The sequence below is a fragment of the Dyadobacter sp. 3J3 genome (assembly GCF_009801115.1).
Taxonomy (GTDB): domain Bacteria; phylum Bacteroidota; class Bacteroidia; order Cytophagales; family Spirosomataceae; genus Dyadobacter.
In genome coordinates this window covers 532,977-548,474 of sequence record NZ_VTOL01000002.1, presented here as the reverse complement: position 1 = coordinate 548,474, position 15,498 = coordinate 532,977, and the positions used below count along the sequence as shown (strand labels likewise).

Below are 15,498 nucleotides of genomic sequence, written 5' to 3'. Positions count from 1 at the left end.
ATACCTCAATCCATGCTGTCACCGAAAACCAAAAGAAATGTTGTCCGTGTCGTTCCTTTCGGAGTATTGTGGTTTATTTTTAGTCTGATTTATTGTGTACTGGAAAAAGGTATTCTTGGAGATCTGGACCATTATCCCTCCACAGGCAATGAATATAACTTTGCAACAAACCTTTTAGCCATCCCCGCTGCGGGTCTGATGATGGGTCTGATTACCGGAATTTTGGAGATCGGTTATTTCAGTAAGTGGTTTATAAAAAAGAGTTTCGCCAGAAAGATCGTACTTAAGTCCCTTCTGTATCTGAGCATTACTATCATTTTTCTGTTTGTCTTGATGTTGAGCAATGCACTTTATACGCAAAGTGAGCACTCTTTTGACAGTCTGTTATCACCAGCCTGGGCATTTTTGACTGACTACGCTGTGGTTGGTCTTATACTTTACATCGCTTTATTAATCCTGATTACCCAATTTTATGCTGAATTTAGTCAGAGTATTGGACCAGGCACATTAAGTAATTTTTTCTTGGGGAAATACCATCATCCAGTGGAGGAAGAGCGGATATTTATGTTCCTGGATATGAAGTCCTCGACTACAATCGCGGAAAATCTTGGCCATGTCAGGTACTTCGAGATGTTAAAGGAGTATTTTTTCGACCTGTCCGGTGCTGTTATTGATTATGGGGGCACAATCTATCAATATGCTGGTGATGAGATGATCGTGAGCTGGAAACTGAAAGACGGCTTAAAAAATAATGATTGTATTGAGTGTTTCTTCGCTATGAAACGCGCTTTGAAGAATCAGGCGGAAAAGTACAACAGCAAGTTCGGCATTTTACCCACGTTTAAAGCCGGGTTGCATTTTGGTATGGTTACTGCCGGGGAAATCGGATCGCTGAAAAAGGAAATCATCTTTACAGGTGACGTACTTAACACCTCCGCAAGGATCCAGGGACTTTGCAACCATTTCGATGCTGTCTTGCTGGTATCAGAGGACATAGCTAAAATTCTTCAGCTTCCGGCTACATATGCGATAAGATCGGTTGGAGAGAACCAACTGAAAGGCCGAATTAAAACAATGGAGATATTTTCCATTTCAAGCTCAGAAATCGAGCCAGTCTAGTTAATCATCGTTGTGGTTGATGCCACTATTAAAGCTACGGGAGCAACCGATAAAGGTTTAAGTATACCTGTTCAAAATCTAAGTCATTTCAACCCATTAAAAAATCATCGCCAGAGAGCTAACTTCTTGGCAATAACATCCTTTTTTATAAGTATCCAACCGTGGAACCCATACTGGGTAGTTCAAATGTTCATGGAAATATTTCCCTTAGAAGAAGGAAATTATACCTTTAATAAAGAAAAAAGATTAACTCTTATAACGAAGGTGAATGATAAAATGGATTCTAGATCAATACGAATGGATATTCGTCCGTTTTTGATCAAATTGAAAAATGAAATCGTGCTGTTGGATTGTGGTTTGGGCACAGATAATACTGGTATTTATGTAAACAAACAGGAGTTGGAATATCCGTTGTCGCAAACGGGCAATCCATTTTTCAATTACGATTTGCTGCTGCAATTATCTCCAATGCCAAACTTTCACATAATGAATGACTTGTAAGGTAATTTGTATGCCGAAATAGCTTTTGAGGTGGTTGGTGGCCGTACTCCTTATAATCAGACTTTCTGGATGTCAGGGGCGGATCAAACGATCTTTTATGGTGGCGATAATCTTCCGCAGGCTCATTACCTGGATTTCCATATGGCTTATAAAAATGATTTTGATTGAAAAATGACTATGATTTAGCGTAAGCGTTGCGAACGGTTGGCAAAAAAATAACCATCGGGCGATTCTGTTATACCATTGCCTGAATCTTCCTATGCTGACTTTTTGAAGGGCTAGGACCACAACACAAATTGACAGGCTGGAAGCAAGTATTAGGAAATCGGCTGGTATGAAATTGGTCACACCATCTCCTTCATCATTCAGTATCAATTTTGCCAAATGGCAATTAAACTTCCCTAAAATTCAAGAAATACTTCTGACCCCGGGTAAATATCTTATTCTTTCGTCTTATTTAATCAGAAATTAAAATTGCAGTTCTGGCTAATTATGCCAAAGAATCATCGTTTTATTCTCATATCTCAAAGAATGATTTAATAACCCCTTATTTTCATCGTGTTACTTCAAACTACTGAAACTTTCTGGCTCTGGCAATTTTTTGGCAGGTTGCACCCGCTCATGGTTCATTTTCCTGTTGGTTTACTTTGTATTGCACTGATATTTGAAATAATAGACTGGCGTGGTAAAAGTGGAAAATTAAAATATGCAATCAATATTCTCGTTTTGGCAGGAGCGGGAAGTGCTGTACTAGCGGTGATATTTGGATGGCTTTTGGCCAGCGAAGGAGAATATGGCGGAGATAGCCTGGAAATTCACCGTTGGTCTGGTATCGCTACGATGCTATTTTCTGTGGTTACTGCTTTTTTTATCCGGTATAATAAAATTGCAGCTTTTCGCTCATTCCTCTTTCTGACTGTTTTTGGAGTTTCCTTTGCTGGTCATTACGGAGCGATGCTTACACACGGTGATGACTATCTTTCGAGCGTACTTCCCTTTTCGAAACCTGAAAAACCGGATGCTCAGGAAGCTGATTTCGTTTTAACAAATAACGGTGCGCTAAATCCCCAGCAGGTTCAGGAACTCAATGTTGAGGTCAGGACAATTCTTGCTCACAATTGTTATAGCTGCCACGGCGAGCAAAAAGTAAAAGGAGATTTGAGGCTAGACAGCAAGGATGGAATTATGAAAGGCGGCGAAGATGGCGTTGTGGTTATTCCAAATCATCCCGATAAAAGTGAGTTGATCCGTAGAATATCTTTGCCGTCCGGAGATAAAGAAGCTATGCCAACCAAAGGAAAAAGACTGACAGAAAAGGAAGTTACAGTACTCAAATTCTGGATAGAAAAGGGTGCTCTTTGGCCTGACGGAAAAGAAAAAAGCATTTACCGCGTGGCGGCTCTCGAACCCCGTTTACCTGCACTTCCTGCCGAAAGTGGTGATATCGTCCAGCCTATTGACCGTTTTGTAAATGTGTATTTTCAAAAAAATAAAATTGAATGGAAACCGGTTGTAAACGACCGGATTTATATTCGTCGTGTATACCTTGATATCATCGGATTACTTCCTCCGACGGAAAAAGTTGAAGCTTTTGTTGTGGATAAAAATCCGGATAAAAGAGCTGCATTGGCAAAAGAATTGTTGAGTAGGAATGATGATTATGCCCAGCACTGGCTGTCGTTTTGGAATGATGCGCTCAGAAATGATTATACAGGAACAGGGTATATAACCGGTGGCCGATTTGATATTACAAAATGGCTTTATACTTCTCTGGAGGTAAATAAGCCTTATAACTGGTTTGTAAAAGAATTGATTAGTCCGGTGAAAGGTTCGGAAGGTTTTATTAAGGGAATAAAATGGCGGGGAACGATTAATTCAAGCCAGCGTACAGAAATGCAGGCTGCGCAAAATGTATCTCAGGTTTTGCTTGGGTTGAATTTAAAATGTGCGTCCTGTCACGACAGCTTTATCAGTGACTGGAAACTGGCTGACTCTTACGCCTTTGCCAATATTTTCGCAGACACTTTATTAGAAATAAATCGTTGTGATAAACCAACCGGGAAAATAGCAGGCACTAAAATTCTATATCCTGAACTGGGAGAAATTACGATAAATGCTACAACCGAAAAGCGTTTAAGACAATTGGCTGATTACCTTATACAACCAAAAGACGGACGACTTTACCGAACCGTTGTGAACCGAATCTGGGCGCAACTTTTAGGCCGGGGAATTGTTGAACCGGTTGATATGATGGATAATATGCCCTGGAGCGAAGATTTGCTCGACTGGCTTGCTTCTGATTTCGAGAAAAACGGGTATGATATGAAGAAACTGATTTTCGCTGTCGTGACTTCAAAAACCTACCAGCTTCCTTCGTCTTCGGTGAAAGAGCCAGGAGATATTATGGCTAACAGCTATAAATTCACCGGAATGGTGAGAAGACGGTTGACAGCGGAGCAATTCACAGATGCCATAAGTACTTCTTTCAAGCCAATGTATCCGGATTCTGCGATTGTTTTCAATCTTTTACCTGAAAAAATAAAAACAAAAGTTTCATTTGCCAGAGCGGCACTCGTGAAAAATGATCCTTTTCTGACCTCCTTGGGAAGGCCAAACCGTGAAACGGTTAGTACAAGCCGAACATCTCAGGCAAATTTGTTACAGGCACTGGAACTTACAAATGGCAATAAATTTACCCAGACATTGAAAAGTGGGGCGAAAGAATGGATTGTAAAATATCCTACAACGGATACACTAATAACTGAACTTTACAAACGTGCACTGGGAAGAAATCCCGTACCAAAGGAATTGGTGGCGGCCCGGAAAATCCTCGGTTCGAAACCAAGTGAAGAGGGGATTCAGGATCTCGTCTGGGCGCTGGCACTTGTACCGGAGTTTCAGTTAATTTATTGATATCATATTACTTGTCTGGAAATAGATATAATTATTTGAACAAATGTCGTTAATAACACGGACGCGTATGGCTAATGCCCAAGCGCTAAAAGCTAAATCCTAAAAATGAAATCCACCTGGAACAGAAGAGAATTCCTGCAAAGAACCAGCGCTGCGACGTTAGCCGCATTAGCTGCCGGTTCGCCATTGGCGAATGTTTTGACAGGCTGTAAACCCGGAGTAAATTCCACGGCTGACACTGTTATCTTGCTTTGGATGGCTGGCGGAATGGCACATACCGAAACCTTTGACCCCAAACTTTTTACACCTTATAAAACGGGTATGGAAGGGAATCGGGTTTTGAGTACGTTTAAATCAATGCCGACAGCACTGGACGGAATTCATTTTTCGGACGGCTTGCAATCCATTGGAAAAGTAATGGACAAAGGGACTTTAATCCGTTCCTACACCGCTGCGGATATGGGGCATATTCTGCATTCACGCCATCAATATCACTGGCATACCTGCTATGAACCGCCGCAAACCGTTGCTGCGCCACATTTGGGCTCATGGATTGCAAAGGAGTTGGGGCCGAAAAATCCGGTAATTCCTGCTTTTATTGACATTGGCCAACGTTTTACTTTGGGCGAAGGAGAAGAGTTGAAAGCTTTTCATACGGCTGGTTTTCTTGGTAATGAGTTTGGGCCATTTTTCATTCCGGATCCCAGTCAGGGATTGGACAGTGTGCGGCCTCCGGTGGGTATGGATGCCAAACGTTTTGAAAGAAGAAATCAGCTTTATAACGAACTGATCAGTAATAGTCCCGTAGGGGAGTTTGGCAGTGATTATCAACGGGAATCGTTGAAACGTTCTATGGAGCAAGCCTATGCTTTGTTGAATTCTCCGGAATCAAAAGCATTTGACCTGAGTACGGAACCGAAAGAAAGTTACAATATTTATAACACCGGCAAATTTGGGCTGGGTTGTCTTCTGGCCAGGAGATTAACAGAACAAGGTGCCCGATTTATTAGTGTAACTACTGAATATGAGCCATTTAAAGGTTGGGATACGCATGAAAATGGTAATACCCGCCTTGTTGAAATGAAAAAACAAATCGACGGTCCGATTGCCCAGCTGATCAAAGATCTTGACAAACAGGGATTGCTTGACAGAACGATGGTTGTTTTGGCAAGTGAATTTAGCAGAGATATCATGGTGGAAGGAAGTCCGGACTTGAAAGTTAAGGAGCAGGTTGCACAGCCTGATGTACTTTCGGATATGAAATTTTATGGTATGCATCGTCATTTCACCGATGCAGGTTCTATGCTGATGTTTGGCGGAGGAATAAAAAAAGGTTTTGTTTATGGTAAAACAGCTGATGAACGACCATGCAAAACCATTGAAAATCCCATAAAAATAGACGCCGTACATCAAACGATTTATCATGCACTCGGTATAGCAGAAGATACTCAGTATGAAGTAGAAAAACGCCCCTTTTACACAACTCCTGATGGAAAAGGAAAAGCGGTTATGGATCTGCTGACTTAGAAAATTTTAGTTTTTGAAACAAGATTCAAAAGCCTGGATTATTTTTAAATACAGTGTTTGTATTTGAAAATAATCCAGGCTTTTAACTTAATTACTGTTCAACATGTTGTGTTTGGTAATTCTCTACTGGCAATTCCTGTATTATTAATTTTGGGGCAGCATTGATTGCATCCATTGCAAATTATTTCTAATCTTTTTTGATTTCTCTGAGCCATCCTCCTTAAACTGTTTTTGTTGAAAAACAGCTGCGTCTACAAAGGGCTTCATTGAGGATGAAATTTCAATTCAGCAATTAATAAAGAAATCATTTAATGAATTGAATGTAAAAATTATAGATAGTTACACTCGTACAATGACTTTTCAAAGATTTTCACGTTTAAGAGTTTACGCACACACTTATTCTATTTTAAAGAAAAATGAATAGAGATGATACACTTTGGAAAGGGATTCTTGAAAATCTGTGTCCGGATTTCTTAAGATTCTTTTTTCAGGACGCTGATAAATTACTTGATATTGAAAAGGGATTTGAGTTTTTGGACAAAGAACTGGAACAGCTATTTCCGTCAGAAGAACTCGATGCACCAAAATTTGTAGATAAACTGGTTAAAGTATTTACAAAAACCGGGAAGGAGGAATGGGTTCTGGTTCACATTGAAGTTCAGGGATATAATGATAAGGATTTTGCAAAAAGGATGTTTACATATTTTTATCGTATCCTGGATAAATATGGTAGGCCAGTAACGGCAATCGCTATTTTTACAGACAGAAATAAAAAATACCGTCCTTCGGTTTTTGAGTATAAATTTCTTGGAACAAAAAATACCTTTTCCTTCAATACATATAAAATAATAGATCAAAATGAGGAGTTTCTCGCTCAAAACCATAATCCATTTGCGATCGTAATTCTAACAATACTCCTTGCACTAAAAAGGAAGAAACTGAACGATGAAAGTCTTTTCAATCTAAAATATTTATTGGCAAAGAATTTGTTGAAAAGGAAAATTGAAAAGAAAAAAATCGATGACTTGTTAATCTTTTTACATCAATATGTAAGGTTTGCAGATTCGGAATTTAGTATTAAATTTGATAAGGTTATTGAAGAATTAACTGAAAATAAACGAAATATGGGCATAAGAGAAATGGTGCTTGAGCGGGCTAAGAAAGAAGGAATTCAGGAAGGAATTGCTGAGGGAAACAAAAAAGGTAAAGAGGCCAATCAGGTTAACGTGGTTAAAAATATGCTTCTTGCAAAGAGATTTACTACTCAGGAAATAGCCGGTTTTACTGAGGTTTCGGAGAGTTTTGTTTTAAATGTAATGAAGAACCTGAATATATAAATTATAAAGATTTTGAATGCGAAAAAGCCGGTTGAATCATTTTCTGATGATTCAACCGGCTTTTCTGATAACCAAGTATCCTTATTTTACAACTACTTTAAGCGATTTATTCTCGTCGCCATTGGTTTGCAATTGAAGAAAATACACACCCGAAGATAGGGTTGAAGCAGGTTGAATAATCAATGTTTCCTGGCTTTCTGTTTTTTGTGCATTCACTTTAATTTCGACGCCGAAATTATTAAATAATCTCACAGAGGTATTTGCAGCATTAGTAGCTGTTACTGAGAAAACTCCATTATTTGGATTCGGATAAACAAAAGCTGCCTGTGATAATCCTTTAACAGAAACGCCAATAATTCTTGACAAGTCAGTCGTTCCATCAAGGTCAAGTTGCTCCAAACGATAATAATAAATCTGACCTGCTTTTACTTCTGAATCAGTAAATTGGTAAGCAGATTTGGCAGACGTTGTGACGTTTCCTACCACGTAAGCAATTTTTTCAAAAACGTTTCCGGTTGTACTTTTCAATACATCAAATCCAGCATTATCCTTCTCGTTTGCAGTTTCCCATTTCAGTACTGCTGCCTGATCAACCGATTGTCCTGTGAAAGAAATGTAATTAACAGGCAAAGGTTTTGCCAGATTCAAACCGATAATAATCGGGTCATGGTCAGAGGCGCGGAATTGATCTGCATTATAAAAACTTGAAACCTGGCTGGCAGTTTTAAATTCAGTATTGTAATCCAGTACACTTGGTTCGTCTGCGTTGATATGCCATTTTTCAGCACCCGTAACTTGTGATTGCAATGAACCCGTTGCAAGTGCATGATCAAGCGAACCAACCTGGCCATCGAAAACATAGGAATAAGAAGTTACCGGAAGCAAATTATTATAGCCCGCGGTTGCCAATCTTGTGATTGGATCTTCTTTTGCATAAGCATTCAAATCGCCCAAGATCAGATAATCAGTATCAGAAGTACCGGTCGGTTTTGTTGCAAGCCATGCGCTCAGATCGTCTGCCTGGCGTGTACGTGTGCCGTTTGAACTTCCCTGCCCGTCATTTGTATCCGTATCACCGGCAGCACCAGCACTTGATCCTTTGGATTTGAAATGGTTAACAACTACTGTGAAAGTTTCGTCATTTGAAATTTGTTTAAAGGTCTGCGCCAAAGGCTGACGACCAACAAGATTAAATGCCGCACTTGTAGTCAGTGTAGCTGGCGAGCCAACAGGTACAACTTTATCTTTTTTGTAAATAATTCCAACCGTAATCGCATCCGTTGCAATTGACCCCGGATTCACATACGTATAAATATTACTACCCGCTTCTGCATTCAGACCGTCTACTAAATCAGCGAGAGCCGTTGTTGGCGTAGCGCCATTATTTTGCAGTTCCATTAGTCCCAATACATCCGCCCCGGAACCGGTTAATGCTTTGATTACCTTTGTTTTTTGTCTGGTAAATTCTTCTGCTGTATTAGCACCTCGGAAATCAGTGCCGCTCGCATTAAGATCCAGTGATGTGAAATAGTTAAGTACGTTAGCACTTCCCACTTTCAAAGTTGCTGATCCAACTGATGGAGGAGTTACCGGACGAACATTTGTTGCAGTAAAATTAACTCCTGATGCAGTCTGAATTCTATATCCTTCCAAACGTTCATCCAGAATACCTGTAACGTTTGTTACCTGATCTCCACCTCTCAATGTATTTGTAGCGCTAAGAGGATTTCCACCGCGGCCAAAGATTATAGGATCAGGATTTTGTTTTCCGCTACCATCGTCAAGAATAATTTTACGTTTTGCAATTTCCGCTAGATAAGCTGAATATCCGGCCACACTTGGAGCGCTGAACTGCGTAAACTGATCAAGTCTGGCATCTGTTCCGGCAAGATTGCTGGCACCATCGGCCGATAGAACAACTTGTCCATAACGACCTAATTGAAAATATTCTGTCACTGCCAGATTACCAGTTGTCGCACTAAGATTTACCAGCATTCCTTCGTAGCGTTCCAAGTCAGAAACATTTGCTACCGGAAGTTTTACGGATGTCACGGTTGGTAGAGAAGCTGTTCCAATTTTTGTAAAACTTGTTAACGTTTTCAATTCCGTCAAACTCGTTGTAACGCCACTGGTTGTACTAACAAAATCTACAACCGTACCTGTAATATTAACTTTGTCGCCTTCAACTGGTGTAACTAATCCTGTTGGATCGGCCGCCAGGTTATATACAAAAATACCTTCCGATGTTGCAGGATTTGCATCTGCGTCAGCATCTTCTTCCTGTACATAAAATCCGCTCAATCCATTTGTACCCAAAAATGTACGGGTAACAATACCTTCGATGGTTTGAACGCCGGTAAGCGCTGCTGCACTTCCGCTTCCCTGAATATCATGAATTAAAGTGGCAACCAGAGGCGTAGTGCCTAAGGTGACAATTTCGCTACGGAATTTTTTGAAGTTATTTTGAGCCAAATCCTTTGCAACCGTTCCGTCCCCATAAAAAACTGCATCCCCATTATCCACTAAAAGCTGAATCTGGCTTGTACTGGTTAAGTTGGCAGGCATATCCACAATGGATTCGAAACTTCCATTGGTGTTTAATGCATTAAGATTTGCTGAGCGCAACACAGGTGCATCAGAATCAATTCCGGTCCAGGTATATAGTCTGAAATCTTTTGGAGCCACACCTGTTGCACCATCCGAAGGGCCGGCGATGATCAAATATTGTCCTGAAGTGTTTTTCTTAATTTCACGAATTCCACGTCCTCCCAGATCCAACTGAATTGGAGTGCCGAAAGTGGCCGGACCCGTCGTAGGATTTCCGGTCACAAGAGTTGTCATATTCGTCCAAGGAATAATTAAAGCACTGTTACGACTAGAAACGGGCTCTATTGGCCCACGGAAAGCAATATATCCTGTTGTCCCGTCAGGCGCAACGGTTAATCCTTCAATGTTAAATCCGTCAAGAGCAGGATCTTCCGGCATTTTTCCGGTTGCTGCACTTGCTGTCAATCCAAGAATATTGCCATTTGAAGTATCCCAGGCAAGTAAATCTGTTTTTAATCCATCATAACGGCCAACATAACTCAGCGTTGCAGATGCTCCGGTTCCTGAAATATCGGTAGCGAAAAGTCGGCTGCGGTTTGGTCTGTTTTTACCTTCTGAGGAATTTCCATGCGATCCCAGCCAGAATATACGGTTATCAATTTTGACAGAAGATTCAATATCAACTTCACGAGGTAAGCCTCCTGACAAATCGGTTAAGCCTAGTGAAGATGTGTAATCAAAACCATTAACAGGTAAGCCGGAATTTGTTCTGTTATATAATCTCAAAACCTGATTCTCATCATCGCCAACCAAAACATAATTGTCATCAATCGCTTGTGCAGTTGACGCATCACTCACCTGTGTAAGGAATCTTGTGGTTGAAGGCGTTCCGGATGCAGCGGATGCTGCATATTTTATGACGTAAGAATCGGTTAACGAGCCATCAGAAACCGTTACAGTAATATCGCTGTAACCTGCTCCAACCGGGATAATTTTAACATTACGACTATTGCCTGTTCCTGTAACAACCAGATTGGCATTTGTAACAACTGCTGTATTGCTACTTGAAGCAGTTACAACAAGAGATGCTGCCGCAGTTTCAACATCACTGATATTAAATTCTATACCAATCGTTGCGGCGGGATCCGTAGGGTCACTCATGACCCCACTTAAAAAAGCTGCGGGCGTAGCCACTGGACTATTGTCTGGAATACTCAAATAAGCAGTAGTTTTTTCAGCATCAAGGACCGTTTCGTTGTCAGCCAAAATCACCGGAGCATTTGCATTAGGTGCACCATCATTATCCGTAATTGTAATATTTTGAGAAACCGTAGAGCCCAAAGTAACACCTGATGAAGGATTACTAATTGTTAAAATGGCAGTTTCAGTTCCTTCGTCATCTGAATCGTCTGTAATTGTAAAGGTTGCAGTTCCCGAAGTTTGTCCGCTTAAAATGGTTATCGTTGGCGAACTTAAAGTATAATCTGAGGAAGTGATTCCGGTTCCTGTTACGGCAAGTGAAACTGTCTGATCTCCACTTACCGGAACAGATGAAGTAGCGGTTACAGTAATGACAGTCTGATTTGCTTCGGAGCCCGAAGTAGGATTTACTGATAGCGTAACGGCTGGAAGAGTAGGGCCGCAAGAAGTCAGAGGCGCATCTGTACCAGAAATTGTTATTGCAGTAGTTCCGGAAGCAGGGTTTACTGTATTCACGGAGCCGGTTGTCCAAACTCCGTCATCGTCTGTTGCGCAGCCAACAACATTGCCTGTGGTAACGCTTCTTTGTTCAATTCTTCTTACCCCATTAGGAAGTATGTTTGGAATAATTGCATTCCAGCTTCCGGCTGTTGTTAAATACCCACTTGTTACACTGCCAATAGTGACCCCAATGGATTCAACTGGGGAAACAAATAATGGTCTTCCAGTACCGGCTATGTTGTCATAAATGGCAACGAGATTTTTAGCTGTTGCGGAAGAAGTTTCTTTTAAAAATGACCCGTTTGTAGCTGCGGAAGTGGCACTGTATCCAAGAACTTTAATAGACACATCAAGGACATTTCGGGATAAAATTGTTCCTGTTGAACTGGCAATGACAATAACAGGGTAAATATCATTTCCCGCTGTGAACCGGGCATTTCCCGTATTTACAAACCCAAACCAGCCGGTGTAATTACCACTTCCGTCTGTTGTGAAGGTTTCATAATTACCCGCTGTGCCAGTGGATGCTCCTGTGGAGTACGTGTAAGTTGCTCCATTTGCACTGATCATAAGTGGATTTCCAGCTCCCGGATTTGTTCCTCCAAAATCCGTAGTGATGGCACCTCCGGTAAAATATCTGTAAACTGTGCTGGCTGTTAGTCCGGTTACAGTCGCTCTAAACATTACTGGCAAGCGGGTTGAAGTTCCGCTCGACATATATTGTGGAGTAATGACGGATGTAAATCCTGTTTGCGTAACAGCCTGTGCTCTTAGGTCAATTAAAAAAGAGCTGGACAAGAGGCAGATCAATAAGACGTGCCGGACTGCCTTTTTTAGACTGCGCGCATCAATCCCATTTTCTTTGGTAAAGATTCTCTTCATTTTTTTGTTTTAAATTAGTTGGATTAATAATGCAGGATTTCAAAGGAGCAGGGTATGACAAATAAGAATAAGACAGTTCAAAATTCTGTCTATTCTTCTTATTTCGGTCCAAATAATGAATGATGCTTGTGTTATGATTTTGTCACTCATGGAAATGATGAGTTAATGTATTGTAGAACTGTCTTTTGAAGGAAAGATTTTAGCCAGGTTCTTAGCTAATATCCGTATTGATTTTTTCCGAGCAAAGAAGAAAATTAATTGTGCCCGGTAATGTAATTTAATCAGAGAGAAGAACTGATAAGGATAGAGATATATTGAATTTTGAAGAGATTAAAACCACATCGGGCCGTTGCAATTTGTAACTTAATTACAAAAACAATCCTGTTGAAAAAATATCAGCAGGATTGTTTTTAAAGTATTTTATTCGCTCCATGGCGAGTGAAGAATACAGTCACAGAAATTTTTGCGGTGAAAATTTGGGATCATATAAGCGCAAACGTCCGCTTTTATATTACCAAAAGTTGTGTCTGTTTTGTGTTCGAAACCGGAAAAGAATGTTGGAATAATGTTCTTTTTGAAATCATTACTAGGAAATGCAGATATGATTTCTTCCCGATTGACATCACTCAGGTTTTCATATCCTTCACCCATTACATCCAGCCCGACACCGGAATACATCAACGCAACTTCGGGCTCCTTATGTTCTGCAATACCAATCGTTGTGTGTAATGCAATGGTATCCCAAACAAGTTGAAGTGATTCTTTGGGCAAACCGTGACTTTTCAAAAAATCCCTTGCTGCGTTAGCTCCATCGACTTCAAAACGTTTATCCGGACTGCTGTAATGAGATGTCAGACCGAGATCGTGAAAAATCGAACTGACGTATAACAACTCGGCGTCATACGCCAATGCATTTCTTTTTCCATTCAAAGAAGCAAAAAGGAATACACGAAGGGAATGATTGTAAATGAATTCAGTACCATGTTCCAGTAAAAGTTCAGTTGCCTGACTTGATATCGCACTATCCGGAATTTGAATTCCGGCTACGGATTTTAATTTGTTAACTGACATATAATAAATGATTTAACTTATTTGTTTGACATGAATTTCATGCACAAAATTAGTCAAGTCGTTAGCAGTAGGGAATGTCAAATCCGGTTGATCACATGCCAATTTTTACAAAATCGACACGATAGAGCTGGGGAGAAAAATGGGTATATTTTTTGAAAAAATGGCTAAACTGTTCCGGAGAATTGAAGTTTAGATCAAAAGCAATTTCTTTAACAGGCTTTGTGCTAAACTGTAAAGCCCGTTTCGCTTCGGTAATAATTTGCAGGCTGATAATATCTTTCGGGCCTTTGTTGCTGTTGTGCTTACATATTTCCGAAAGTTTTCTGGTTGAAATATTTAATTGAGAAGCGAAATCTGAAACGTCGTGTGTTGTGTTAAACTGGTTTTGTACTAATCCCAAAAACTGCCGGTAAATTTGTTTCTCAAAATTGTCATATGCCTTCGTTAAGGAGGCATTTAAGTTAGCCGTTTTGATCATGATTATTTTCAAATAAGCAGCCATTGCGTCTGGTTTATTAATATAATCTTCATTTTGGTATTCCAAAAGCAAATTATTAAACAATAAATCCATTTCGGGATATCCGGCTGTTGGGACAAAAATGTGCTGATTATCCGTTATATTATTGAACAAAACTGCTTTGCAGTTATTGGCGCTCGCCGGTGTTTTTTCCCAAAAGCAATCACCAAAACAAAGTTCGTAGCCGGAAATATTATCAAGTTTTGAAAAGGAAAAAATCTGTTCTTTTGCCAGCAAAAACAGTTCACTGCCTGAAACGGGAAAAGTAGTTCCATCAATAGTAAGAACGCCGTTTCCATCTTTAACCAGAAGTATACGATGATATTTCAGACGAATTGGAGAAGAAGAATTTAACGCATGGCTATTTAGTAAATGGATTGAAAATGAATCTTTTATATCTTTTTCAACAATTACATTTAATGAGATTTCGTGGGCTTGTTCCATTTGATTTTCAATATTTAACCAGCTATAAATGCTCTTTTTAAAAATGCTCCAATAAAACTTCCCGCAAAAGTTAAAACGCAACTTCCATACAAGCTGAAATTTTCAACTTCCTGGCGACCAGCATTTTCAGGGATGTCCGTGAAAAGAAAATATCCCGCCACCAAAAGAATGCATTGAAAAATAGCCAGTATCCAACCCTTTATCGGCTCAACAATACCAATCGTGATGGCTGAAAAAACGGCAAGCAAAAATGGTAAATGAATACCTTCTGATTTTTTGATGATCACGATGACCAAAATACTGGTAGCAATGATCAGCACAGAATTTATCGCAAGCCTCTTATCCAGAAATGGATCCTTCTGTTTTGTTACTGCTGGTCCGGCTGTCAGTTTTTGCTTTAAAATATCACTTTCTTTCCAAAAATTTTTTTGAGCTTCCACATCTCTTCCAAGTGCCTGATAAGCCAATCCCCGCCAATGGTAAGTCGCCTCGTGTTCATCGCCGTCGTACAAAACCGCTTTATCAAAAGATTCCAGCGCATCTCTGAGCAATTGAGCTTCATATTCTATTTTCCCTTTTTCCAGGTGAAGCTGGAATAATGCTCCGTCATAGCTCAGGCCTTTAATCAGGTCATTTTTGGCGGCAGCAACATTTCCGATTTTTTTGTAGCAAAGTGCCCGGTAAAGGTAGGCGAAACTGGATTTTGGTTTTGCCTTTATCTTTTGGTCAAAATAATCAAAAGCCTTTTCAATTTGTGACTCGTTGTAAAGATTAATTCCTTCCTGCAAACCGGCAGCTTCTTTCTCAGATTTGGTTCTTAAATCCGCATAATTCCGCAAATAATAGATGTAGCCAATCAATGAAAGTACAACCAGAACTTCAAGCATAAAACTAAATGATTAATATGGGCTCAAATTACTTATAAAATCTTTAAGCCGT

Annotated in this window: 10 protein-coding genes; 6 read left to right on the top strand and 4 right to left on the bottom strand. The window is 40.0% G+C overall.

What is annotated here, in order from left to right; all coding sequences use genetic code 11:
* Nucleotides 1-12 precede the first annotated feature (12 nt).
* The 6 genes from FZF08_RS06175 to FZF08_RS06150 all read left to right on the top strand — a co-directional run bounded on the left by FZF08_RS06175 (nucleotide 13) and on the right by FZF08_RS06150 (nucleotide 7,397).
* Nucleotides 13-1,119, top strand: coding sequence for an adenylate/guanylate cyclase domain-containing protein (locus tag FZF08_RS06175; RefSeq protein ID WP_159467757.1), 1,107 nt, complete (start codon nucleotides 13-15; stop codon nucleotides 1,117-1,119).
* A 12-nt stretch (nucleotides 1,120-1,131) separates the two neighbouring features.
* Nucleotides 1,132-1,620 carry a hypothetical protein gene (locus FZF08_RS06170; RefSeq protein ID WP_159467756.1) on the top strand — a complete coding sequence of 163 codons (489 nt, stop codon included), beginning with the start codon at nucleotides 1,132-1,134 and terminating at the stop codon, nucleotides 1,618-1,620.
* Nucleotides 1,621-1,626: 6 nt separating this feature from the next.
* Nucleotides 1,627-1,788, top strand: coding sequence for a hypothetical protein (locus FZF08_RS06165; RefSeq protein WP_159467755.1), 162 nt, complete (start codon nucleotides 1,627-1,629; stop codon nucleotides 1,786-1,788).
* Between the two features lie 453 nt (nucleotides 1,789-2,241).
* A complete protein-coding gene (locus FZF08_RS06160) occupies nucleotides 2,242-4,533 on the top strand; it encodes a DUF1549 domain-containing protein (protein ID WP_229216443.1) in 2,292 nt (763 codons plus the stop codon).
* A gap of 105 nt (nucleotides 4,534-4,638) precedes the next feature.
* Nucleotides 4,639-6,060 (top strand): DUF1501 domain-containing protein, encoded by a 1,422-nt coding sequence (locus FZF08_RS06155; RefSeq protein WP_159467754.1) that lies wholly within the window; start codon nucleotides 4,639-4,641, stop codon nucleotides 6,058-6,060.
* 416 nt (nucleotides 6,061-6,476) lie between these two features.
* The gene (locus tag FZF08_RS06150; RefSeq protein WP_159467753.1) at nucleotides 6,477-7,397 is read left to right on the top strand and encodes a hypothetical protein; all 921 of its coding nucleotides are present in this window, start codon (nucleotides 6,477-6,479) and stop codon (nucleotides 7,395-7,397) included.
* Between the two features lie 81 nt (nucleotides 7,398-7,478).
* Here the strand turns inward: FZF08_RS06150 and FZF08_RS06145 are convergent, their stop codons facing one another.
* The 4 genes from FZF08_RS06145 to FZF08_RS06130 all read right to left on the bottom strand — a co-directional run bounded on the left by FZF08_RS06145 (nucleotide 7,479) and on the right by FZF08_RS06130 (nucleotide 15,446).
* Complete coding sequence (locus FZF08_RS06145; protein WP_159467752.1) at nucleotides 7,479-12,527, bottom strand: ExeM/NucH family extracellular endonuclease; 5,049 nt, start codon at nucleotides 12,525-12,527, stop codon at nucleotides 7,479-7,481.
* A gap of 420 nt (nucleotides 12,528-12,947) precedes the next feature.
* Nucleotides 12,948-13,598: an HD domain-containing protein gene (locus FZF08_RS06140; protein ID WP_159467751.1), complete on the bottom strand. Its 651-nt coding sequence runs from the start codon at nucleotides 13,596-13,598 to the stop codon at nucleotides 12,948-12,950.
* Nucleotides 13,599-13,689: 91 nt separating this feature from the next.
* Nucleotides 13,690-14,559 carry an AraC family transcriptional regulator gene (locus FZF08_RS06135; RefSeq protein WP_159467750.1) on the bottom strand — a complete coding sequence of 290 codons (870 nt, stop codon included), beginning with the start codon at nucleotides 14,557-14,559 and terminating at the stop codon, nucleotides 13,690-13,692.
* 14 nt (nucleotides 14,560-14,573) lie between these two features.
* Nucleotides 14,574-15,446: a M48 family metallopeptidase gene (locus tag FZF08_RS06130; protein WP_159467749.1), complete on the bottom strand. Its 873-nt coding sequence runs from the start codon at nucleotides 15,444-15,446 to the stop codon at nucleotides 14,574-14,576.
* Nucleotides 15,447-15,498 lie beyond the last annotated feature (52 nt).